This is a genomic window from Permianibacter aggregans, from assembly GCF_009756665.1.
GTDB lineage: Bacteria > Pseudomonadota > Gammaproteobacteria > Enterobacterales > Permianibacteraceae > Permianibacter > Permianibacter aggregans.
In genome coordinates this window covers 2,604,183-2,626,362 of record NZ_CP037953.1, presented here as the reverse complement: position 1 = coordinate 2,626,362, position 22,180 = coordinate 2,604,183, and the positions used below count along the sequence as shown (strand labels likewise).

Below are 22,180 nucleotides of genomic sequence, written 5' to 3'. Positions count from 1 at the left end.
TTCCTGCCGGCAACTTTGCCGGTTACCATGGTCAAAGCTCGCAACCCGCGGCTTCACGCAGTTTCAGGAAACCCTCAATGTACGGCTTGTTAGACCTGTCGCTGGTCGGCTATATCGTCGCCACGATTATCTTGACCCAAATCACCATCGCTGCAGTCACGCTCTACCTGCATCGCTGCCAGGCGCACCGGGCCATTGATCTGCACCCGGTCATTTCTCACTTCTTCCGCCTCTGGCTGTGGCTGACCACGGGCCAGAACACCAAGGCCTGGGCTGCGATTCATCGCAAGCACCACGCGTTTTGCGAAACCGAAAACGATCCACACAGCCCGCAAATTCTCGGCCTGAAAAAAGTCATGCGCGAAGGCGCCGAGCTCTATCAGAAAGAAGCGAAAAACGAAGAGACGCTGGCCAAGTACGGCAAAGGCACACCCGATGACTGGATCGAGCGCAAGCTGTACACACCTTACAACTTCCTCGGCATCGCCATCATGTTCGTGCTCGATCTGATTCTGTTCGGCTTGCCGGGCATCACCATTTGGGCGATTCAGATGATCTGGATTCCGTTCTGGGCTGCTGGCGTCATCAACGGTGTCGGTCATTACTGGGGCTATCGCAACTACGAATGTCCTGATGCCGCCCGCAACGTGTCTGCGGTGGGTTTTTTCATTGGTGGTGAAGAACTGCACAACAACCATCACACCTACCCGACTTCGGCGAAATTCTCGGTCAAATGGTATGAGTTCGATATCGGTTGGATGTACATCAAAGCGCTGAAATTATTTGGTCTGGCGAAAGTCAATCGCGTACCGCCGAAGCTGGTGCGCCAGGAACAGCAGCAGCCGATCAGCGCCGAAATGCTGGCTGCGGTGATCAACAACCGTTTCCAGTTGATGGCGCAATACACCAATGATGTCGTCAAGCCGCTGTGGCGCGCCGAAAAAGCCAAAGCCAGCGAAGCCATTCACGAGCTTTACTTGCGCGCCCGCCGTGGCCTGATGCGTGATGAACGCTTGTTGAAACAACACGATCGCGAACACCTGCAGCAATTGCTGGCGCACAGCGAAATGCTGCGCATCGTCCAGGAATTCCGCGAACGCTTGCAGGCACTGTGGGCCAAATCGGTCATGACCCGCGACGAGCTGATTCTGGCTTTGCGCAAATGGTGCGAAGAAGCCGAAGCCACCGGCATCCGCGTGCTGCAGGATTTCGCCGTGTCAGTACGGCGCATGGCGCCGCAACCGGCCTGAACGTCAATAAATAAAAGCGCGCCATTCGGCGCGTTTTTTGTAGGTTCGGATTTATTCGGACATCATGAAAATCGCGGCAACCACCAAATCCCTGTGCGAATGAATTTGATGGTATGGACTCCTCCCATCCACGGCATCGAAGTGCCAGACTGAGATTGACGAGTCATGTCAGTCACAGAAGGAAGGAGTCCGTTATGAATATTAAGCGCATCGGAATCGACCTGGCAAAGCAGGTTTTCCAACTTCATGCGGTCAATGACCACGACAAACCAGTGATGAACAAACGCCTCAGCCGTCAACAGATGCTGCCGTTCTTCGCCAAGCTGGCCCCGACGCTGATTGGTATGGAAGCCTGTGCGGGTGCGCATTACTGGGCACGCCGGCTGACGAGCCTGGGCCATGTGGTCAAGCTGATGCCGCCGCAGTTCGTCAAACCCTATGTCAAATCCAATAAGAACGATGCCAATGACGCCGAAGCGATTTGTGAAGCGCTGTCACGACCGACGATGCGCTTTGTCACGGTCAAGCCACCGGAGCAACTGGCACTGCAAGCCTTACATCGGGTGCGTCAACGAGTAACCCGTGCCCGTACCGCCTCATCAACGAAACCAAAGGGTTATTGGCTGAGCACGGCATTGTCATCTCGACGCATGGCGCCACGGCATTGTGTCGTCAGTTGCCGGCGATTATCGACGAACCGCGCAATGAGCTGTGTCCGTTGATGCGGCAACTGTTGCGTCAGCTTTATGACGAGCTGACGTTCATGAGTGCACAACTCGATGCCCTGACCAAGCAGGTGCTGGCTTGCGTGAAAAACGATGAACGATTCAGCGACTGCTGGCCATCGAAGGCATTGGCCCCATCAATGCTTCGGCATTAGTTGCGCAAGTGGGTGATGCCAAACAATTTCGCAGCGGGCGACAATTTGCCGCGTATTTGGGCTTGGTGCCAACGCAACATTCGAGCGGAGGCAAAGAGCGTCTGGGACGTATCAGCAAGCGCGGAAATCCATTACTGCGAACCTTGCTGATTCACGGCGCCCGAGCGGCGGTAAATGCCAGCCGAAAAAAACACGATGCACGCAGCCTGAACATCCAGGCATTGGAGGCAAGACGCGATACCAATGTCACCACCGTCGCCGTGGCCAACAAAAACGCGCGCATCATCTGGGCGTTGTTGAGCAAAGGCGAATGTTACCGGAACAGCAACTAAGCAAAAGGAGTGAACCCACCAGAGATTGCCAAGTCATCGAGAATGGCACAACGGTAAGACCGGCACACCATGATGCCGCTAGGTGCGACGGCCTCCTGAACAGGAAAGGCCGCGAATTCGATAGGCACGGTGTGAGCGAAAACCATTATGGCCAGAGCGATTGATGCGCTCACCAACAGGTCGGATATACGTTTGCAGTCTCATTCCTTTGTCGCTTTCGACGATGGCTTGCAATAGGGGAGGAGTCCATATACGCACCTACCTCGCCTTCCACACCCGCATTGCGGCATCCTGTAGGTCCGGCTCTATCCGGACAACCCACCTGAAAAAGCCAAAACAAAGGCACCTACTGATCGGCATTTTTAGAACATTTCGGCCCCGGCGGTGTCAACGGTAATTGACCCGCCGGCCGGAAACCCCTAAGGTAGCTGCCCGCGCTCAGGCCAGATTTCATCGGGCCTGCCAGCCAATACCTTAAACTGCACTCAATTGCGTCGAACGTCGGCAAATAGGCTGCCATCTTCTGGTTAGACCTGGCGATAATAGACATTCCCTGACGTTCCGTTCAAAATAGCTCCCCTCGACTTAGGGCTGGGATGCCGGATTACGACCGTTTCCCGAACGATTCGCTGCAGATGCCTTGTGCTTCTCAGCATTATCGTTCTTTTTCCGGAATGACCGATGGCAAAACTGCTGCTACTACATGGCCCCAATCTGAACCTGCTCGGCACTCGCGAGCCGGCAGTTTATGGTGCCACGAGTCTGCAGACGATCAACGAGTCGCTGACCACTCAGGCGAAGGCGCTCGGCCACAGCCTCGACACGCTGCAAAGCAATGCCGAGCATGTGCTGATCGATCGTATCCATCAGGCCGGCCAGGACGGCACGCAATTCATTCTGATCAATCCCGGCGCGTTCACCCATACCAGCATCGCCCTGCGCGATGCGCTGGCTGGCGTAGCACTGCCATTTATCGAAGTTCATTTGTCCAATATCCACGCTCGTGAGTCGTTTCGTCAGCATTCCTATTTCAGCGACTTGGCCAAAGGCGTGATTTGCGGCTTTGGTCCGCATTCCTACACGCTGGCGCTTCAGGCCGCTGACACGCTGCTGTCGTAAACGCTCCGGCGTTTCAAAAGGTTTTCAAACACATGGGGAAAGAAAAGATGGACATCCGCAAGATCAAGAAACTGATTGAGCTGTTGGAAGAGTCCGGTATCGCCGAAATCGAAATCAAAGAAGGCGAAGAGTCGGTGCGCATTTCGCGCGGGTCGACTGCGGCCGTGCATTACGCACCAGCGCCGGCACCGATGCATTACGCCCCTGCCGCCGCACCGGCACCAGCTGCGGCTGCACCGGCTCAGGCACCTGCCCCCGCGGCGGCCGCCAGCAGTGCCGTCAACGCGGTCAAATCGCCAATGGTCGGTACCTTCTATCGCTCGGCCAGCCCCGGTGCCAAGGCTTTTGTTGAAGTCGGCAGCCAGGTCAAAGTCGGCGATGTACTGTGCATCGTCGAGGCGATGAAAATGATGAACCAGATCGAAAGCGACAAGGCCGGCACGATCAAGCAGATCCTGGTTGAGAACGGCACGCCGGTGGAATTCGATCAACCGCTGTTCATCATCGAATAATTCCGCGCCGCTATTCTGTAGCCAGGGATCTGTAGCCAGTATCTTGTCGCCACCGCCGGGCAGTTTTCCGGCGGTGCTCAAACACACTCTCACGAGGTTTAACATGAGCAACCCGGTTGCCCAGAAACTCGATAAAGTCCTGATCGCCAACCGCGGCGAAATCGCCCTGCGTATCCTGCGCGCCTGCCGTGATCTGGACATCAAGACCGTTGCCGTACATTCCACGGCCGATACCGATCTGATGCACGTGCGCTTGGCCGATGAATCGGTTTGCATTGGTCCGCCAGCATCGAAAGATTCCTATCTGAATGTTCCAGCGCTGATTTCCGCTGCGGAAGTCACCGATGCCGTCGGCATTCACCCCGGTTATGGCTTCCTGGCCGAGAACGCCGATTTCGCCGAGCGCGTCGAATCTTCCGGCTTTGTCTTTATCGGCCCACGCGCCGACACCATTCGTCTGATGGGCGACAAAGTATCGGCCAAAGATGCGATGAAAAAGGCCGGCGTGCCAACCGTACCCGGTTCTGAAGGCGCGCTCAGTGACGACCCTGCCGAGCAAGTCAAAATCGCGCGCAAAATCGGTTTCCCGGTGATCATCAAGGCCTCCGGCGGCGGTGGTGGTCGCGGCATGCGCGTCGTGCATTCCGAAGCGCATCTGCATTCCGCGATTCAAACCACGAAAGCGGAAGCGGCGGCGGCGTTCAACAACGATATGGTTTACATGGAAAAATTCCTGGAAGCGCCACGCCATATCGAAATTCAGGTCATTGCCGACGGTCAGGGCAACGCCATTTATCTTGGTGAGCGTGATTGCTCGATGCAGCGCCGTCACCAGAAAGTCGTTGAAGAAGCGCCAGCCCCAGGCATCACCCCGGAGCAGCGCAAACAGATCGGCGAACGCTGCGTGAAAGCCTGTATTGAAATTGGTTATCGCGGCGCCGGCACCTTCGAATTCCTGTTCGAGAAAGGCGAGTTTTTCTTCATTGAAATGAATACCCGCGTGCAGGTCGAACATCCGGTTACCGAGATGATCACCGGCATCGATATCATCAAGGAGCAACTGCGCGTTGCCGCTGGCCTAGGCTTATCGGTCAAACAAGAAGACGTGAAGATCAAAGGCCATGCAATAGAGTGCCGGATCAACGCCGAAGATCCGAAAACCTTTATTCCTAGCCCGGGCTTGATCAGCCGCTTCCACCCGCCCGGTGGTTTGGGTGTGCGCTGGGATTCGCATATCTACGCCGGCTATCGCGTGCCGCCGTTCTATGATTCGATGATCGGCAAGCTGATTACCTTCGCCGATGATCGTGCCACCGCCATTGCCAAAATGCGTTCGGCCTTGGATGAGCTGGTTGTCGATGGCATCAAGACCAACATCAGCCTGCAGCGCGACATCATGAATGACTACAACTTCCAACGTGGCGGCACCACGATTCATTATTTGATGGAGAAGTTGCGGAAGGAAGGGTGATCGCTTTTTCCGCATTAAAGAGCCCACTTATGTGGGCTTTTTATTTGGGCGTTGGTTCGTCCTTCTGGATTGCCGGGTCGCGCCCCGGCGGGCGCCTCACTTTCTTTGCTCGCGCAAAAGAAAGTAAGCAAAGAAACGCGCCCCAACTGCGCCAGAAAAGTCTATTTGCTTCGACCAGGCCGCTCCGTCATCGACAGGCTTCCAGCTCGGGCCGTGCTGACTCGGCATCCATGCCTCGACAGCACTACAACCGCTGTCCCTGCGGTTGTACCCGGCCTCCACCCTGTCGCTGTCGGCTGGCGCAGACGGGGACCCCGTTTTGCATTTTCTTAGGTAATCCACTTCGAAAATCAAATCACGCTCTGCCCATTTAACAGCGCGAGAAGCAGGCCACAGTACCTGTGTTCAGCCCGGAAAGATGAGTAAAAGAAAGCGCATGAAGTGGCCCCGACTCAGAATTCAGGACATAAAAGAGAACGAAGATAAATAATTAGAAAAGGAAAAATGGGGCCCCCGTTAGCGCCAGCCGGCAACAAGTGTTCGTAGGCCGGGTATGCCAGCAGGGACAGCTGGCATAGCACTGATAAGGCATGGATGCCGCGTCAGTGCGGCCCGAGGCGGAGAGCGCTTGTTGACGGAGCGGCCTAGTCGACGCAACGAATATTTACTGGCGCTGTCGGGGCGTGCTTTCTTTTGGGTACTTTTCTTTGCACGAGCAAAGATAAAGTAGCTCGGTCGCCGGTCCGAGAACCGGCAAATCCTCAGCACGAACGCACGTAGAAAATCACCCTCTCCCTAGCCCTCTCCCATCAAGGGAGAGGGAACTGGCCGCATCATTTTCATCAGCCACCGCGGACCGAGCGTTACAATCCTCTGTCGAGCAACATCAAACTCAACTCCGGCACATAAGTAATAATCAGCACCGCCGCGAGCAGCACCCAGAAAAACGGAATCGTGCTTTGGTACAACGTCAGCACCGGCTTCTGAAAGCGATAACTGGCGATAAACAAATTCATCCCAACCGGCGGCGTGAAGTAACCAATCTGCATGTTAGCGAGGAAAATAATACCGAGATGCACCGGATCAATGCCGTAGCCAATCGCCACCGGCAGTAACAGCGGCACGACAACAATCAGCGCAGCAAAAATATCGAGCATGGCGCCAAGCAGCAGCAGGAAAATATTCAGCAAAAGCAAAAACGTCAGACGGTCATCGACGTGGCGCTGCATCCAGTCGAACAAACGGCTCGGTACTTCGATGTCGATCAGATAATTGGTGAACGCCATCGCGACACCCAAGATCAATAGAATGCTGCCGACCATGACCATCGATTCGCGGATGATTCGTGGTAGCGCCTTGACGGAGACTTCACGGTAAACAAAGACTTCGATAATCAGCACATAGGCAGCGGTCAATGCGGCCGCTTCCGATACCGCGACCAAGCCGGAATAAACGCTGCCGAGAATGACCAGCGGCAACGGCAATTCCCATTTCGCTTCCCAGCAGGCAGCGCCGACTTCACGCCAGGAAAACGGTGTTTTTCGCGTTTCCACATTGCGATGCGACCACCAGGAGTAGCCACATAACAGCACCAACATCAATGCCGCTGGCAGCAGGCCAGCGATAAACAAGGTTTCCAGCGAGACATCGACACCGAGGTCCATCTGGCTGGCAATGATGCTGTACAGAATCAATGGCAGTGACGGTGGCAACAACAAACCGAGACTGCCGGAAGAAGTGACCAAACCAAGACTGAATTTGTCGCTGTAACCGCCTTCTTTCAGTGCCGGATAAAGCAGCGCGCCGAGCGCAACGATGGTGACGCCGGACGCACCAGTCAGTGCCGTGAACAAGGCACAGGCGATCAACGCGACGAACGCGAGACCGCCGTGTACGGAACCGATCAGCGCCTGGGTTAAACGCACCAGGCGATGCGAAGTATTGCTTTCACTGAGCACGTAACCGGCGAACGTGAAAAGCGGTAGCGCCAGCAGGATCGAGGTATCAGTCAACCGGTACAACTCGATTGCCATGACTGCCAAATCAACTTCAGCGAAATAAAAACCGAGCATCGCGATCGCGGTCAATACCGCGAATACCGGCATGCCAAGAATGGCGAGAATCAGAATAACGATTAACGCAAACGCGAAACTCATTCGTTCACCATCGGTTTCGGGTTGACGGTCAGAATCAGGTAACGAATGGCAATCATCGCGAATCCGAATGGAATAATTGACACCACTACCCAGCTCGGCACGATACCGATGGCCATGGTTTGGTCCTGCCATTCAAGGTAGGCAAAACGAACGCCATGCCAACTGAATAAGGCCGCGACCACCATCGTGGCGGCCGAGGTAAGGCGCGCGCCCCAGCGTTGCAGCCATTCCGGCATGAAGCGGCGCACAACATCGATTTGCACATGGTTGCCGGTGCGGCTGGCGATCATCGCGCCAATCAGGGCAATCCACAGCACCGCTGAGCGCAGAAAAACGTCGCTCCATTCGATACCGGTGTGAAAGACATTGCGCAGAATAATTTGCGCCACAGCAATGCCCATCATGCCGATGAAAATAAACAGCAGCAGCCCTTCTTCAAAAAGATGCAGCCAATGCCAGACGCGTTGCAAAAAAGCGGGTGATTTCACGAATCCAGTTTCCGCAGTATCAGCGTTTGGCGCGCACGATGTTCAGCAATTGCTGATAGGCCTCGTTCGACAGTTTGCCGCTGTTGACCAGTTTCTGATTGGCTTTTTCGGCGGTGCTATACCACTCCTGGATAGCGGCAGGTTCTGGCGTAACAAATTTCAGCCCTTGCTTTTTCAAAGCGTCTATCGCCGACAAATTGTCCTGGCGGTTTTGTTTATCGAGACGAGCGAACATGTTGGTCAGCTCTTCGCGAACAATTTTCTGATCGGCTTCATTGATTTTGTTGAACGCTTTTTTGTCGATGACAAACGACGCAAAGACATAGACCAGCGGTAGATCGGTAACGTATTTGACCTGGTTATGCCATTGCAGCGCCAGCGCACCAATCGGCGAGGTGGCAACGGTATCGATCAAACCGGACTGCAGGCTGACCAGCACATCAGAAAGTGGCAAAGGCGTTGGCGAAATATTGAAACTGGAAACCAAATCAGCAGCAAACTGATCGCCACTGGGAATCCAGACTTTGCGTTTGCGCACATCATCAATGGTGGTCAGTGATTGCGTCGACATGATGTAGGCAAAACCGCCTTCAGCGAAGCCGAAGCTGACCATGCCACCTTCTTCCAGGCCTTTCTGGAAGCGGGGATCAAACGCTTTGCGGGCAGCATCGACTTCGTCGAGGTTACGGAACACTAATGGCAGACTGTACAGCTGCAAGTTCGGGTGAAACTCGGTCAGGCTACCGGCGGTCAGAGCGCCACCGTGCAATTGACCAATTTTGATCTTGCGCAGCACTGCCTGATCATCGCCCATGACACCGCCCGGGTAGAATTTCAGTTGCACGCGCTTATCAGTGCGCTTGGCAATGGTGTCGCCGGCGGCACGAAATTCGGTCATCCAGCTGGAACCATCCGGCGCCAGCGAGGCGATTTTGATCGTTTGCGCGAACGAAGTACCACTACCGATCAGCGCCAAGGAAAACAGGGCTGCGCGCAGTAGGGTTTTAGAAATAGTCATCAGCAGACTCCATCAGTTGTTTGGCCTGTTGCTGGGCAAACGTGTTAATCAAGGTGAATTGCGGATACGTGACATCCGCTTGCAATACGTCAATCAGCAGCTGATCGTGCAATTCGCGATCAAACTTCAGACGCGCATACTGTTTAGCGTAAGTGACCTTGGCCATCAGGTTCTTGCCATTGGACAAGGCAATGGCCTTTTCAAAATGCAGTTTGCCTTGCTCTGGACGCCCGCCCATCGCTTCCGGCAATAACGTGGCCAGCACACCGAGATACAAATACGGATCGCCTTTTTTGTATTCCGGATTGATACGGATGATGTGTTGCAAAAGGGTTTCGACCCGGCCCATGTCGGCAATCGCATTCCAGTCGCTGCGATGGGCGCTGATCCAGCCAGCCCAAGCGGTTGCCAACGCATAGAAGCTGTCGATTTCGTCGTCATCCATTTCCCGCACGTTAGCGGTAAACGTTTCAAATGGCTGACGGCGCAATTCGCAGTAGTCATCATCTTCTTCGCAAACAGCCCGTTCGGCGAAAGCCAGTGCTTTGCTGGTCATCAATTGCTGGCGGTGCATGTCGGTGACGAACACACCGGCATAAGCGTTATGCAGGTTGGCGGCCGCACTCAGTAATTCCGGGTCGTCGCTGTCGCTGGCCAAGGCATCGACCAACAATAAATAGGCCGGGCTGCCTTGTTCGACTGTCGCGATATCGCGGTTGTTCAGCACGGCACTTTCCAGGCTGCTGACAAAACCACCGGTGATATTGCAGGCACCCAGGACGAGACAGAGTGTTAACGGCAAGAGGATTCTTCGCTTCATGATAGCAACAAGGATAGTCGCGTCAGGGCTGCTGTACAGTTTACGTACTGTTCATCGGGCCCATTCAGCATAAGGATTGCTGGTGACGCATGGAAAAGGATGGGGCCGAGCCGGCTTACCGGCAAGCGGCGGCGATCCTAGCACAAAAGTCTGTATTGGCTTGAGGTCACGTATCAGTGCTGTGATTAGTGCACAGCCTTTGCATACTGGTCGGACAAACTTTCGACACCGGCGGCCGGCAAACGAAAACTGAAAGTGGAACCGCGATTCTCGACCGACTGCACCTGAATTTCGCTGCCATGCAACCGCAACAGTTCGCGGGTGATCGGCAAACCGAGACCGGAGCCTTCACCGCGACGCGTAGCGGAGCCATCGACTTGTTCAAATGGATTGAAAATATGCTGCAGCTTGTCGGTCGGTATACCCGGCCCCTGATCCTGGACACTGATCAATACGCCATCGGCGTCATGCTTTGCGCTGATGGTGATGTCGCCCCGGCGGCTGAATTTAATCGCATTGCCAAGCAGGTTCAGCAAAATCTGATGCAGGCGTGATTCATCGGCGGTCACCAATGGCAAGGCCTCATCCATATCGACATGCAAGCGCAATTGTTTTTCTTCGGCAAGACCTTTAACCAGATTGCAGGCGTGACGAACCACGGCGCCGGCATCAACCGGTTTCAGGCTGACCCGCAGCCGGCCCATTTGCAGTTGACTGTAATCGAGAATGTCCTGCACCAGATGCAGCAAGCGCTGGCCACAGGATTCGATTACATTGATTTGCTCACGAACCTCTTCGCTGAGCTCGCCCGAGGCGTCGGCCAACAACAGTTGCGACATGCCAATAATGCCGTTCAATGGTGTGCGCAATTCATGCGAGGTGTTCAACAGTACCTGGTCTTTGACTTTGTCCAACTCACGCAGCTTGTCACTGACCAACTCGTGTTCGCGCAGTAAGCGTTTCTGGGTGCGGCGATAAAACAAAAAGAAAATGATCATCGTGGCGAATAAAATGGCGCCCACGGTCGCCAGCCAGATGGCGTTTTGCTGTTTCAATTCCAGCTCTTTGACGCGGTTGCTGGCCGTCAGCAATTCGATTTCCCGATTTTTTTCCTGCACATCAAAATAGGCCTGCATGACCGCCAGTTGTTGTGAGGAGCGCTCATTCAATAACTCACTCTGTAACCTCAGCATTGCCTGCATATCTCGCAGTGCGGAGGTATCATCACCAAGGCGCTGGTGCAATTGGCTGCGATACTCCAGCACGTCAACCGCAGCACTTTTCTGACCATGGCGTTGCGCAACTTTCAGGGCTGCATCCAGTGTCAAAAATGCTTGCTGATGGCGACCCATTTCCATTTGAATTTTGGCCCGACCATTCAAAATCGATACCTGGTTGTACTGACGCCCCCCCCGTTCCATTGACTCAAACGCACGCGTATTGAATGACAACGCCTCTTCGAAATTTTTCTCTTCCGCGAGCACCCGTGACAAACCATTCATGGCCAGTTCCTGACCCAGAAGATCGCCGGCCTTTGTGTACAGTTGAAGAGCCTCGCGGTAATGGCGCTCCGCTTCTGGATACTCCGCTTTTTCCGCCATGACATTGGCCACACCGAGCGCATAAGCTGCCTGATTTTCCGGCTGGGTAGCACGGCCACCAAACTGATGGTAGTACTTCAACGCGTAGTCGTATTGCCGGGCCATAAAATAGGTGTTGGCGATATTGTTCAGAATCCGGGTTTCACCTTCGGTCGCGCTGGCGCGATTGCCCTTGTCGCGCTGATACAGTTCGATGGCTTCGTTATAGAGTCCAATGGCCTTTGAATATTCGCCCACCGACTGCAAGACATTGGCCTGAATAGTTTTGGCGCGCGCCACCGACGACAGCAAACGATAATCCTGGGCAAAGACTTCGGCCTCTTTGGCGCGCACCAGCGCTTCCGGATATCGCGACTGGAAATAGAGCGCGTAAGCCGATTCGTTGAGCACGTCAGCTTTTGGCGCAATGACACAGTGTTGTTGGAAATACTCCAGCGCCTCGCTGGCCACCTGCAGGGCGGTAGCCGGATCGTTACGGCTGTTTAGCCGCACCTGATCGGCGTATTGGACGGCACGGCTGGCGTCCGTTTGGTCAATTGACTGGCACTCCCCGTTCGCTAGAACGGGAAGTGTCATCAGCACAAAAAAAAATCCGACTAATAATGGGCGGACATCAAAGCTGGGCATGGTGTGGTGTGACAACCTGTCGCTGGCCAATCAAGCCTAGCTTATTATCGGTATCGTTGGTGCTGGCATAGCTTGATTCACAGCCGAACCATTGTTCGTCACTGGCGCTCAGCTCCTTGCACAGCAATTCACGCAAATCGGCCTGACTTAAACGGGCGATATGTTGGCTTTGTTGTTCGGTGACACCAGCCTGTTGCAGCAGCTGCATCCGATTGGCCTCGCGTTCGGCATCGTTCTGACCAGCATTGAACTGACGGGCCAGCGCCGGATTTTGTGACAGCGCGATAAAAAATGTGCTCAGCTTGCTCATGTTATTGCTCCTCATGTATGCGCTCCTTCCATAGTTGGGAGAAGTTCGCCAACTCAGCCACCCGATCCGCCTCAATACCTAGCCAAGCCAATCGCTCTTCGGCAAGCACCAGCGGCGTCAGTGGTGGCACAACCAGGGTGCTCCAATCTTGCAACATCGCGTTTTCCAACTCAGACAGCGGCATCCACTGCGTTCGGGGCGACTGTCCCGGCAAGGTTGCCGCCTCGTAAACGCAAATCAGATGATCGTCGGGATACCACTGTTGGAGAAGCTGCACGATAGCGCTTATTCCCTGGCCATTCAACCTGAGCGAACGCAGCAAATGCGCGGCCGTCAGACCGATTTGCCAGAGCAGTAAATAAGCGCCGGTGTGCAACTGATGATAGTTCAATAGAAACTGCGTGGCCTCATAGGATTGGCAGCCGGATTCTCCTGGATCAATGCCCAAGTCCGCGAACAGACAATCTTCGGCAGAAATGCCGGGCAGCATTTGCACTGAGTAGCCTTCGGCCAACAAGATTCGCCGAGCAATGTGCGTGGAATCCACGAACACGGCCGGGTGACCATAGAACACGACGCAAAGATCAACGCCATTGCGCACTGTCGAGATAATGCGTTCCGCCATCGCCGTGTAAATGTGCTGACGATCGACAAATTCGCCGTAGGCTTTCGCGAGATTTTCCACTCGTGGATTCAGCGATTGAATATGGACGATCGACAAGGGATTCGGAACGACGACCATGACCAGCTCGGCATTACTGATGGCATTGACCGTTTCAGCGGTGATATGACCCGGATGCAAACCACAGCCGGCGATCACCAATCGGCCAGGTTTCTCTGCTTTTGTTTCAGCCATGACTTATCGCTTCTTGCGGCGCTTCCAGCCACCCCAACCGCTCCTCGGCCAGCACCAGCTCCGTTGCCGCCGGCACTAACATTGTCGTCCAGGATTCGAGCTTCGCCTGCGGTAAATCGCGCAGAGCCAACCAATCCTTACGCGGCGCAAAACCCGGCAAGGTCGGCGCCTCATATAAGCAAATGCGGTGTTCGGCCGGGTAATGCTGCAACAACAATCGGGTAATCGCGGCAAGACCATGCTTGCCGGGCGTGTAGGCCCTCCCAGTCATTTCACCGACCAAGCCAATCTGCCAAAGAATCAACGCCGCACCGGTATCAATGTTTCGCCGCGATAATAAAAATTGCGATGCTTCATAGGCCTGGCAGCCGGTAGCAGATGGGTCCAGCCCCAAATCGGCAAACAGGCAGGCATCGGCGGAAATGCCCGGCAGCATGCGCACCGGATAACCCTCTTGCTCCAGACGTTCGCGCACCAATTGCGTCGACAACACAAACACACCGGGGTGGCCATAGAACACCATACACACGCGCAGACCTTCGCGCACCAGTTCGACCATGCGCTCGACCATCGCCTGGTAGATTTCCAGCCGGGTCATTTGTTCGTTATAGAGCCGGCCCAGGTTTTCCAGGTTCGAATTCAGGCTTTGAATGTGCTGATTCGACAGCGGATTCGGCGCGACCACCAGCACCCGATCGGCGGCCTGAATGATGCCAACGGTTTCCAGTGTCATCTGGCCCGGATGCAGACCACAGCCAACGATATCCAATGCGCCTTGGCGTTCCATGCGTTTTCCTTGTTGTTATCAATAGCTTGCTACGTTAACGCCATTGCCCGGCAAAGGAAACGCCAGTGCGCACCGGCGTGCCAGGGCGTTGCACAATCTTTCGCCGAAATGGATGATTTGGACGGCTAAACGGAGTAGACTATGCCGCTTTTCGGCCCAGCCCCCGTATCAATCGCCTTAAACAAGGCTCTCGTACAAGGCCGCCATCTTCCCGTTTTGCTGTTGAGGATCGTCAATGTCCGAATACCGTATTTTCACCTCTGAATCCGTTTCCGAAGGCCACCCGGACAAAGTCGCGGATCAGATTTCCGACGCCGTGCTCGATGCCATTATTGCCGAAGACCAATACGCCCGCGTTGCCTGCGAAACCCTGGTCAAAACCGGTGTTGCGATCGTCGCTGGCGAAATCACCACCAGCGCCTGGGTGGATTTGGAAGAGCTGGTCCGCAACGTTATTTGCGATATCGGTTACACCAGTTCGGAAGTCGGTTTTGACGGCCACACCTGCGGCGTGCTGAACCTGATCGGCAAACAAAGTGTCGACATCAACCGCGGTGTCGATCGCGCCAAACCCGAAGATCAAGGCGCCGGCGATCAAGGCCTGATGTTCGGTTACGCGACCAACGAGACCAAAGCGCTGATGCCAGCGCCGATTGAATACTCGCATCGCCTGGTTGAACGCCAAGCGGAAGTGCGCAAGAAAGGCAAACTGGAATGGCTGCGCCCGGACGCGAAATCGCAAGTGACCTTCCGTTACGAAAAAGGCAAGCCGGTTGCCGTTGATGCCGTTGTGCTCTCCACCCAGCATTCACCGAAAGTGAAACTGGCAGAACTGCGCAAGCAAGTGCTGGAACACATCATCAAGCCGGTGCTGCCGGAAAAATGGCTGCACAAAGGCACCAAGTTCCACATCAACCCGACCGGCAATTTCGAAATCGGCGGTCCGGTTGGCGACTGCGGCCTGACCGGTCGCAAAATCATCGTTGATTCCTATGGCGGCATGGCCCGTCACGGTGGCGGTGCGTTCTCCGGAAAAGATCCATCGAAAGTCGATCGCTCGGCCGCCTACGCCGGTCGTTACGTCGCGAAAAACATCGTTGCCGCCGGCCTTGCCGATCGCTGCGAAATTCAAGTGTCCTACGCGATTGGCGTTGCTGAACCGACCTCGATTTCGGTCAACACCTTCGGCACCGGCAAAATCAGCGATGATTTGCTCGTTGAACTGATTCGCAGCCATTTTGATCTGCGCCCATATGGCCTGATCAAACAGCTCGATCTGCTGAACCCGATTTACGCACCAACTGCAGCTTATGGCCACTTCGGTCGCAAACCGGGCACACTGAAATTCAAACACCAGAACGGTGAAGTGAAAACTTACAACACCTTTACCTGGGAACGCACAGATAAAGCGGAAGCGCTGCGTAAAGACGCGGGGCTGTAAGCCAATCTACAAAGGGCGCCGTCGGCGCCCTTTGTTTTCGGTACGTTTATTGTTCTCGTATTTTACTTTCCGAAAAATCCCTCATCTGTCACTTCATGACATCTTCTCCCTTTGTGAAAAGAGAAGATCTTTTCGTTCCGCTCACCACTCTGCCATCAACATCTTTTCGCGTTTTCTCGAAGTCACAAAAATCGAAAAGAAAAACGGGGTCCCCGTCTGCGCCAGCCGGCAGCGGCATGATGTAAGCCGGGTACAACCGCAGGGACAGCGGTTGTAGTGCTGTCGAGGCATGGATGCCGAGTCAGCACGGCCCGAGCTGGAATCATGTCGATGCCGGAACGGCTTGGTCGAAGCATCAAAGTTTTTCTGGCGCAGTTGGGGCGCACTTCTTTTGCCTACTTTGCTTGTGCGAGCAAGAAAAAAGCGCAGGAGCGCTTTTTCGTGCAAACCCCGAAGGGGTACAGCACATGAATGTGCTGTACAAAAGTAGGTCGCCCGCCGGGGCGAGACCCGGCAAAGCTCGGAATCGCTCCAAACTCATCCGAAAATTCATCACAGATAGCCGAACACTTTAAAGCCACGGCCCCAACCGCTATGACATAGTTACGCTAACCCCACCCAACTCCAGTGCTACACTGGCCACCCTCTGCGCCCAATACCCCACAACAGGGAAGTCCGTCGTGCTCGACCGGGAACGTTCATCGCAAATCATGCACATCACCCTGCCCGTCATGGGCGGCATGATCTCCCAGAACATCCTGAACCTCGTCGATATGTATATGGTTGGTCATGTCGGCCACGTCGCCGTCGCGGCAGTAGGCATCACCAGTTACACCAACTGGATGTTGGCGGCGTTGTTCATTGGTCTTTCTGCCGGTGTGCAGGCGATGGTCGCCCGACGTATGGGCGAAGGCCGCACCGATATCGCTGCGCGACCGCTCAATGGCGCGCTGACCTTGATTGTCGTCACGACCATTCCGCTGGCAATCTTGCTGATCTTTTTATCGCCGCTGATCATGGCTCAGCTTAGCACCGATCCGGAAGTGATTGCCCAGGGCACACCGTATTTGCAGGCACGCATCGCTGGCATCGCGGCGATGGCAATGAACTTTTCGTTCCGCGCCTACTGGAGCGCGATCAAACTGGCGCGCTTTTATTTCATGACACTGATCGTCATGCACGCAATCAACATCGCACTGAATTATGTGCTGATATTCGGTAAGTTCGGCATTCCTGCGCTTGGTACCTTCGGCGCCGGTTTGGGCACCACGCTGTCACTCTATTGCGGCACCGCGATGTATATCACTTACGCGCTGCGTCACACCAAGCAATACGGTTTCATGGCCTCGCTGCCATCGAAAGAAACAATGCAGACGATCATCAAAGTGTCGCTACCGGCCAGCGCCCAGCAGTTTTTCTATGCGCTTGGCTTCACGACACTGTTCTGGATTGTCGGTATGGTTGGCACTGGCGAAATGGCCGTGGCCAACGTGTTGGTCAACGTCACGCTGGTTGCCTACTTGCCCTGCCTTTCTTATGGCATCTCAGCGGCGACCTTGGTGGGTCAGGCACTTGGTCGCAATGAACCCGAAGATGCCTACCGCTGGGGTTGGGATGTCAGCAAGCTGGCGATGCTGACGGTGCTGCTGATTGGTCTGCCGATGGCGATTTTTGCGCCGGAGATCATTGCCGCCTTTATTGATGACGCATTGGTCGCCGAGATGGGCATCACACCGCTCAGATTGATTGCCATCAGCCTGATTTTCGATGCGCTCGGTGTCGTCATGTTCCATGGCATTCAAGGTGCTGGCGCCACCCGCACGACCATGTTGGTGTCGCTCGGCATGCAGTGGCTGGTGTTCCTGCCGCTGGCTTATCTGGCCGGTCCGGTCGGCGGTCATGGCATACTGGTGATCTGGAGTCTGTATATTGCTTACCGCTTTATCCAGACGATGATCTTCGTATTCCTGTGGCGGCAACGGGCATGGACTCAAATCAAACTGAACTGACGCACGCCTATGCGGCGCTGACGCCGGATTGCGTTCTGAACGCGCTGGAAGCGTTCGGTTTTCAACCGGACGCTGCCTTGCAGCCGATGAATTCTTACGAGAATCGCGTTTACGCGTTTCGCGACGCCGATGGCAATAAACACGTCGTCAAATTCTACCGGCCGAAGCGCTGGAATCTGCGTCAGATCAACGAAGAGCATCAGTTTTTGTTTGAACTGGCCGATGCCGATGTGCCGGTGATCCTGCCGCATGTGCGCGATGGCATCAGTTGTTTTGATTATCAGGATTTTTTCTTCGCGGTATTTCCGCAGCGCGGCGGTCGCGCGTTCGAAGCCGGTAATGAAGAACAGCTGGCGATCATGGGCCGCACCGCTGGTCGCTTGCATGCCTGCGCCAAAACCCGTTCATTTTCGGCGCGACCAAAACTGAACGTCGAACAATTCGTCCAAGCCCCGATCAAGGTCGCCGCCAATTCAGCGATGTTGCCGGCGCGTTACCGCGACGATTACGCGCTGATCAGCACTGAGCTCGCCGAACTCTGTGAAGACTGGCTGCAACGCCTGCCCGAGGAAAGCTGGCAGCGCTGCCACGGTGATTTGCATCCAGGCAATATTCTGTGGACCGGTGATGGTGTGCTGTTGGTCGATTTCGATGATTGCCGAACGGCACCGGCCGTGCAGGACTTATGGATGTTGGCCGACAGCATCGAAGATCGAGCGCTATTGATCGATGAGTATGAGCAGTTTTGTGAATTCGATTGGTCACAATGGCGTTTCGCCGAAGTGCTGCGCAGCATGCGCCTGATGCAATACACCGGCTGGCTGGCTGAGCGCTGGAGTGACCCGACTTTCCCGCGTCACTTCCCGTGGTTCGCCCAGGAAAATTATTTTGCTGACCATATCAAGCAACTGCAGGAACAATTGCGTTTGTTGCAAGCGCAGTGATTCATTGGTCTGGCAGATTGGGCACAGCGTTTTTTTGCGAAGCCCAACAGCTACCACTAGAGCATTGTTGGGCTTCGCTACGCTCAGCGCCAACCTACGCACGTTGACAACAAATTTTTCGCCCGCCGCCTTAGCTGGCCGTTTCGCCAATTGCCGGCAACAAACGATTCAGCAAACGCGTCATCGTCAAATGCCACAATGAAAACTCGGCATCGAGGTTGGCGAATTTATCATCACCAAATTGCGCATCCAATTCACCGCGCAAGCGTTCAGACATTTTCAAACCGGTAAAACGGGCATCTTGCTGTACAACCAAATCGACGCTGTCTTCAAAATTCAGTTGCAGCTTGCGTACATCACGGCCGGCCTCTAAATGGCCGCGCACTTCATTGCTGACCAGTTCAATGCCTTTGCAACGGACGACGCCTTCCTCATCAGCCAGTTCACAGGATTCACCGAGCGTAAAGCCGCCGGGCATATCACGTTCGCCTTTCAGCCAGGCGGTCAAGAATGCAGGAATAGGCGCCGAAAATGCTGGCCGGGAAACCGGCAGCGAACCGAGCGCCAGACGCAGCGCGTTCAATGACAATTCCGCTCGACTGAGGCTGCTGGCGGCGACCAGGATCAAGCCTTCTTTTGGCAACAATACGGAAAGCGTTTCATCGGTTTTGGTGAACGCGCGTGGCAGCAACGAAAACGTCAATTCATCTTTCAAACGCGCCACTTCTTTTTTGCCGAGTTTGCGCCCTTCTTTTTCCTGCAGTTCGCGCACCTGTTCTTCCAATTGTTCGCGGATAACACCAGCTGGCAGCAAACGGCGCTGTTCACGCAGACGGATCAACATGGCGCCATCATTGCTGTGCACGAAGGCCGAGCTGTCGTCGTCGAGTGCCGGCACCCAGCCCACCCGCTGCGGTTCGGTGTTGCCGCAGGGCGTGAACGGGTGTTCTTGCAGCGCTGCTTCCAGCGTCGGCAAATCAGGCAGGGCGTCGGGTTTGATGCGGTACAGACAGAACGAACGGAACATGGGCAATTCGGCAAAAGCAAAAGGGCGCGCATTATCCCCATTCGAGCCGGAAAAAGAAAACCGGCGCACCGCAGAAAAGCCAGCACGCCGGTTCAGGAGATAAAAAGCGGCGTCCGGGAAAGCAACGCCGTGGGGTAAGACACTTAAGCAGGCAGTGACAGCGCTTGCGCCGTCGCGACCAACACGGCGGCGATACGGGCGCTGGACTGGATGGCCAGATCACTGGCGCCGTGCTTGCGCACTTCATGGATGTGCGACTCGATGCACATGCCGCAGCCGTTAACGGCCGACACGGCCAAGGCCATCAACTCGAAGTCGAGCTTGGCGATGCCATGCTGGGCGAGACCATTCATCCGCAGGCGAGCCGGCAGCTTGCGCAGCGCTTCGTCTTCGGCCAGGTGAATGAAGCGGTAGTAAACGTTATTCATCGCCATCAGCGTCGCAGCGATGCGGGCCGCTTCGCGGTGCTGGTTGTCGAGCAGCTCGCTGGTTTCGGCTTCGACGGCGGTGGCGACGCGATCATTGCGGGTGGCGTAGGCAACGGCCAGGGCAATGGCGGCGCGTTGGCCATCGGTCAAATCCGGCGCGCCTTCGGCCGTGAATACGGTCGACAGGTTCAAGCGGATATCTTTGGCGGCATCCGGTAGGGCCGCGCGCAGGGTTTCAATGGACATATTGGGCTCCTGGGTCGGCGGGTTGGCCGCCGGGGGTAATTGGGGTTGGAGAGGACGGTGCGTAATCGGCAGCCCCCTCTCCCGGCGTTACACGCCACCCTCCGCCGCGAGGGGGGAGGGTGATCAGCGTACCGCGCTACTCGCGCGGCAGCTCTTTAGGCGACCTTGATCGTGTCCTGGCCTTTCTGCCAGTTGCACGGGCAGAGCTCGTCGGTTTGCAGCGCGTCGAGCACGCGGATCACTTCTTTGACGTTACGGCCGACGCTCAAATCGGTGACCATGACGAAACGGATGATGCCTTCCGGGTCGACGATGAACGTCGCGCGCTGGGCCACGCCTTCAACCGGGTCGAGAATGCCGAGCGCGTCGGACAGCTCGCGCTTGATGTCGGCCAGCATCGGGAACGGCAGGCTGTTCAGTTCTTCTTTGTGCTGGCGCCACGCCAGGTGCACAAATTCCGAGTCGGTCGACAAGCCCAGCACTTGTGTGTCGCGATCATTGAATTCGCTGTTCAGTTTGCCGAACTCAGCGATTTCGGTCGGACAGACGAACGTGAAATCTTTTGGCCAGGCGAACACGACCAACCATTTGCCGGCGTAGCTTTTTTCGTTCAAATCCACGAAGGCGTTATTGATGTCGTTGCTGACCACGCCTTTCAGATTGAACGCTGGAAATTTTGCCCCTACAGATAACATGTGATTTCTCCTGTTGATGGTTTGAATCAAATCAGTTCGTTGAGCAGCAAAGCGTCGGGAAAACGCGTTTCGCTATGTTCTTCCTCGATGCGCCAGGCATCGAGCAGCCACTGTTTACAGGCCAGAAGCATCGTGTTTCCTTTGCCGTCAGTGACTGAACTGGAGCGCATGTTGCGCGAAAGTCCTTGCATTCGGAATTGGATTGGATTAATCAGCTTGATAGACAAAACCTATTGATCACTTTTTGAGGCAGTAATGAATCTTCGTGATCTGCAATATCTGGTCGCTGTGGCCGACCATCAGCATTTTGGCAAGGCCGCTGAAGCCTGCTATGTCTCGCAGCCGACCTTGAGTCAGCAAATCAAAAAGCTGGAGGAACACCTCGGCACCGCGTTATTCGAACGCGACCACCGCAGTGTGCGCTTGACGCCGATTGGTCAGGAAATTGTCGGCCGCGCGCGGCGCGTATTGCAGGAAGCCGATGGCCTGGTGCAACTGGCGAAAAGTGCCGGCGACCCGGCCGTCGGAGAATTGCGCATCGGCGCTTTCCCAACTTTGGCCCCCTACTACCTACCGAAAGTATTGCCGATGGTGCGCAAGCGCCTGCCGGATCTGAAGCTCTATTTGGTCGAAGACAAAACCCCGAACTTACTTTCGCAACTGCAAAGCGGTGAGCTGGATGCGGCGTTGCTGGCGCTGCCGATTCGCTACGAAGGGCTCGACGCCGTGCCGTTGCTGGAAGAATCATTCTGGTTGGCGGTGGCCAAGGATCACCCGCTGGCCAAGCGCAAATCAGTCAGCGTCGACGATATGCACGGATTGTCGCTGATGCTGCTCGAAGACGGTCATTGCCTGCGCGATCAGGCGCTGGAAGTCTGCCAACTGGCCGGCGCCCATGAATCGACGACATTCAAGGCCAGTAGCCTGGAAACCTTAAGGCAGATGGTCGCCAGCGGCCTCGGCGTGACCTTGCTGCCGGAGATGGCCTTGCGCCAGGACGATCACGGCATCCGCTACCTGCCGATCAAGGATGCCCCCAGCCGTCAGGTGGCGCTCGTTTATCGCGCCAGCACCGCCCGCCGGCAATCGCTGGTATTGCTGATTCAGGCGCTGCGCAAAGCCTACGAACAAGTACGACAAGTCGCGTAATGGCAAAGCCACTA

20 protein-coding genes and 1 pseudogene are annotated in these 22,180 nt (G+C 55.4%); 10 read left to right on the top strand and 11 right to left on the bottom strand.

The window, feature by feature from the left end:
- Window positions 1-77 precede the first annotated feature (77 nt).
- The 5 genes and pseudogenes from E2H98_RS11615 (at window position 78) to accC (ending at window position 5,564) form a co-directional block, all read left to right on the top strand.
- A complete protein-coding gene (locus tag E2H98_RS11615) occupies window positions 78-1,250 on the top strand; it encodes a DesA family fatty acid desaturase (RefSeq protein ID WP_133593249.1) in 1,173 nt (390 codons plus the stop codon).
- Window positions 1,251-1,444: 194 nt separating this feature from the next.
- A pseudogene (locus E2H98_RS11610) lies at window positions 1,445-2,462 on the top strand (IS110 family RNA-guided transposase).
- Window positions 2,463-3,143: 681 nt separating this feature from the next.
- Window positions 3,144-3,581, top strand: coding sequence for a type II 3-dehydroquinate dehydratase (gene aroQ, locus E2H98_RS11605; RefSeq protein ID WP_133591221.1), 438 nt, complete (start codon window positions 3,144-3,146; stop codon window positions 3,579-3,581).
- Window positions 3,582-3,628: 47 nt separating this feature from the next.
- The gene (gene accB, locus E2H98_RS11600) at window positions 3,629-4,093 is read left to right on the top strand and encodes an acetyl-CoA carboxylase biotin carboxyl carrier protein (protein WP_133591219.1); all 465 of its coding nucleotides are present in this window, start codon (window positions 3,629-3,631) and stop codon (window positions 4,091-4,093) included.
- Between the two features lie 103 nt (window positions 4,094-4,196).
- Window positions 4,197-5,564, top strand: coding sequence for an acetyl-CoA carboxylase biotin carboxylase subunit (accC, locus tag E2H98_RS11595; RefSeq protein ID WP_133591217.1), 1,368 nt, complete (start codon window positions 4,197-4,199; stop codon window positions 5,562-5,564).
- Window positions 5,565-6,427: 863 nt separating this feature from the next.
- On the opposite strand, the gene E2H98_RS11590 is transcribed toward accC, so the two are convergent.
- The 8 genes from E2H98_RS11590 to E2H98_RS11555 form a co-directional block, all read right to left on the bottom strand.
- Window positions 6,428-7,720, bottom strand: coding sequence for a TRAP transporter large permease (locus tag E2H98_RS11590; RefSeq protein WP_133591215.1), 1,293 nt, complete (start codon window positions 7,718-7,720; stop codon window positions 6,428-6,430).
- Complete coding sequence (locus E2H98_RS11585) at window positions 7,717-8,208, bottom strand: TRAP transporter small permease (protein WP_133591213.1); 492 nt, start codon at window positions 8,206-8,208, stop codon at window positions 7,717-7,719. The genes E2H98_RS11590 and E2H98_RS11585 overlap by 4 nt, the downstream gene beginning before the upstream one ends.
- A 19-nt stretch (window positions 8,209-8,227) precedes the next feature.
- Window positions 8,228-9,226: a TRAP transporter substrate-binding protein gene (locus tag E2H98_RS11580; RefSeq protein ID WP_133591210.1), complete on the bottom strand. Its 999-nt coding sequence runs from the start codon at window positions 9,224-9,226 to the stop codon at window positions 8,228-8,230.
- Window positions 9,213-10,046 carry a TRAP transporter TatT component family protein gene (locus E2H98_RS11575; protein ID WP_133591208.1) on the bottom strand — a complete coding sequence of 278 codons (834 nt, stop codon included), beginning with the start codon at window positions 10,044-10,046 and terminating at the stop codon, window positions 9,213-9,215. The genes E2H98_RS11580 and E2H98_RS11575 overlap by 14 nt, the downstream gene beginning before the upstream one ends.
- A 185-nt stretch (window positions 10,047-10,231) precedes the next feature.
- The gene (locus E2H98_RS11570; protein ID WP_198325106.1) at window positions 10,232-12,223 is read right to left on the bottom strand and encodes an ATP-binding protein; all 1,992 of its coding nucleotides are present in this window, start codon (window positions 12,221-12,223) and stop codon (window positions 10,232-10,234) included.
- A gap of 37 nt (window positions 12,224-12,260) precedes the next feature.
- Complete coding sequence (locus E2H98_RS11565; RefSeq protein WP_133591204.1) at window positions 12,261-12,584, bottom strand: hypothetical protein; 324 nt, start codon at window positions 12,582-12,584, stop codon at window positions 12,261-12,263.
- Window position 12,585: 1 nt separating this feature from the next.
- Window positions 12,586-13,440 (bottom strand): SAM-dependent methyltransferase, encoded by an 855-nt coding sequence (locus E2H98_RS11560; RefSeq protein ID WP_133591202.1) that lies wholly within the window; start codon window positions 13,438-13,440, stop codon window positions 12,586-12,588.
- Window positions 13,433-14,227: an SAM-dependent methyltransferase gene (locus E2H98_RS11555; RefSeq protein WP_133591200.1), complete on the bottom strand. Its 795-nt coding sequence runs from the start codon at window positions 14,225-14,227 to the stop codon at window positions 13,433-13,435. Before E2H98_RS11555 ends, E2H98_RS11560 begins: the two co-directional genes overlap by 8 nt.
- Window positions 14,228-14,462: 235 nt before the next feature.
- On the opposite strand from E2H98_RS11555, the gene metK reads away from it, so the two are divergent.
- From metK to E2H98_RS11535, 4 genes are all read left to right on the top strand, one after another.
- The gene (gene metK, locus E2H98_RS11550; protein ID WP_133591198.1) at window positions 14,463-15,668 is read left to right on the top strand and encodes a methionine adenosyltransferase; all 1,206 of its coding nucleotides are present in this window, start codon (window positions 14,463-14,465) and stop codon (window positions 15,666-15,668) included.
- Window positions 15,669-15,992: 324 nt separating this feature from the next.
- Window positions 15,993-16,139, top strand: a complete 147-nt coding sequence (locus E2H98_RS11545; protein ID WP_157591361.1) for a hypothetical protein — start codon at window positions 15,993-15,995, stop codon at window positions 16,137-16,139.
- Between the two features lie 209 nt (window positions 16,140-16,348).
- A complete protein-coding gene (locus tag E2H98_RS11540) occupies window positions 16,349-17,677 on the top strand; it encodes an MATE family efflux transporter (RefSeq protein ID WP_133591196.1) in 1,329 nt (442 codons plus the stop codon).
- Entirely contained in the window at window positions 17,653-18,621 is a 969-nt protein-coding gene (locus E2H98_RS11535) for a serine/threonine protein kinase (RefSeq protein WP_133591194.1), read from the top strand. The genes E2H98_RS11540 and E2H98_RS11535 overlap by 25 nt, the downstream gene beginning before the upstream one ends.
- 130 nt (window positions 18,622-18,751) lie before the next feature.
- Here the strand turns inward: E2H98_RS11535 and E2H98_RS11530 are convergent, their stop codons facing one another.
- The 3 genes from E2H98_RS11530 to E2H98_RS11520 form a co-directional block, all read right to left on the bottom strand.
- The gene (locus E2H98_RS11530; protein ID WP_133591192.1) at window positions 18,752-19,648 is read right to left on the bottom strand and encodes a recombination-associated protein RdgC; all 897 of its coding nucleotides are present in this window, start codon (window positions 19,646-19,648) and stop codon (window positions 18,752-18,754) included.
- Between the two features lie 143 nt (window positions 19,649-19,791).
- A complete protein-coding gene (locus E2H98_RS11525) occupies window positions 19,792-20,322 on the bottom strand; it encodes a carboxymuconolactone decarboxylase family protein (RefSeq protein WP_133591190.1) in 531 nt (176 codons plus the stop codon).
- A gap of 155 nt (window positions 20,323-20,477) precedes the next feature.
- A complete protein-coding gene (locus E2H98_RS11520) occupies window positions 20,478-21,017 on the bottom strand; it encodes a peroxiredoxin (protein ID WP_133591188.1) in 540 nt (179 codons plus the stop codon).
- 255 nt (window positions 21,018-21,272) lie between these two features.
- On the opposite strand from E2H98_RS11520, the gene E2H98_RS11515 reads away from it, so the two are divergent.
- Window positions 21,273-22,166, top strand: coding sequence for a LysR substrate-binding domain-containing protein (locus E2H98_RS11515; RefSeq protein ID WP_133591186.1), 894 nt, complete (start codon window positions 21,273-21,275; stop codon window positions 22,164-22,166).
- The last annotated feature ends 14 nt before the right edge of the window (window positions 22,167-22,180 follow it).

Excerpts from the sequence above, each read along its gene's own strand:
- E2H98_RS11615 (WP_133593249.1), top strand. The coding sequence starts at position 78 with ATGTACGGCTTGTTAGACCTGTCGCTGGTCGGCTATATCGTCGCCACG.
- aroQ (WP_133591221.1), top strand. The coding sequence starts at position 3,144 with ATGGCAAAACTGCTGCTACTACATGGCCCCAATCTGAACCTGCTCGGC.
- accB (WP_133591219.1), top strand. The coding sequence starts at position 3,629 with ATGGACATCCGCAAGATCAAGAAACTGATTGAGCTGTTGGAAGAGTCC.
- accC (WP_133591217.1), top strand. The coding sequence starts at position 4,197 with ATGAGCAACCCGGTTGCCCAGAAACTCGATAAAGTCCTGATCGCCAAC.
- E2H98_RS11590 (WP_133591215.1), bottom strand. The coding sequence starts at position 7,720 with ATGAGTTTCGCGTTTGCGTTAATCGTTATTCTGATTCTCGCCATTCTT.
- E2H98_RS11580 (WP_133591210.1), bottom strand. The coding sequence starts at position 9,226 with ATGACTATTTCTAAAACCCTACTGCGCGCAGCCCTGTTTTCCTTGGCG.
- E2H98_RS11575 (WP_133591208.1), bottom strand. The coding sequence starts at position 10,046 with ATGAAGCGAAGAATCCTCTTGCCGTTAACACTCTGTCTCGTCCTGGGT.
- E2H98_RS11570 (WP_198325106.1), bottom strand. The coding sequence starts at position 12,223 with ATGACACTTCCCGTTCTAGCGAACGGGGAGTGCCAGTCAATTGACCAA.
- E2H98_RS11565 (WP_133591204.1), bottom strand. The coding sequence starts at position 12,584 with ATGAGCAAGCTGAGCACATTTTTTATCGCGCTGTCACAAAATCCGGCG.
- E2H98_RS11560 (WP_133591202.1), bottom strand. The coding sequence starts at position 13,440 with ATGGCTGAAACAAAAGCAGAGAAACCTGGCCGATTGGTGATCGCCGGC.
- E2H98_RS11555 (WP_133591200.1), bottom strand. The coding sequence starts at position 14,227 with ATGGAACGCCAAGGCGCATTGGATATCGTTGGCTGTGGTCTGCATCCG.
- metK (WP_133591198.1), top strand. The coding sequence starts at position 14,463 with ATGTCCGAATACCGTATTTTCACCTCTGAATCCGTTTCCGAAGGCCAC.
- E2H98_RS11545 (WP_157591361.1), top strand. The coding sequence starts at position 15,993 with ATGTCGATGCCGGAACGGCTTGGTCGAAGCATCAAAGTTTTTCTGGCG.
- E2H98_RS11535 (WP_133591194.1), top strand. The coding sequence starts at position 17,653 with ATGGACTCAAATCAAACTGAACTGACGCACGCCTATGCGGCGCTGACG.
- E2H98_RS11530 (WP_133591192.1), bottom strand. The coding sequence starts at position 19,648 with ATGTTCCGTTCGTTCTGTCTGTACCGCATCAAACCCGACGCCCTGCCT.
- E2H98_RS11525 (WP_133591190.1), bottom strand. The coding sequence starts at position 20,322 with ATGTCCATTGAAACCCTGCGCGCGGCCCTACCGGATGCCGCCAAAGAT.
- E2H98_RS11520 (WP_133591188.1), bottom strand. The coding sequence starts at position 21,017 with ATGTTATCTGTAGGGGCAAAATTTCCAGCGTTCAATCTGAAAGGCGTG.
- E2H98_RS11515 (WP_133591186.1), top strand. The coding sequence starts at position 21,273 with ATGAATCTTCGTGATCTGCAATATCTGGTCGCTGTGGCCGACCATCAG.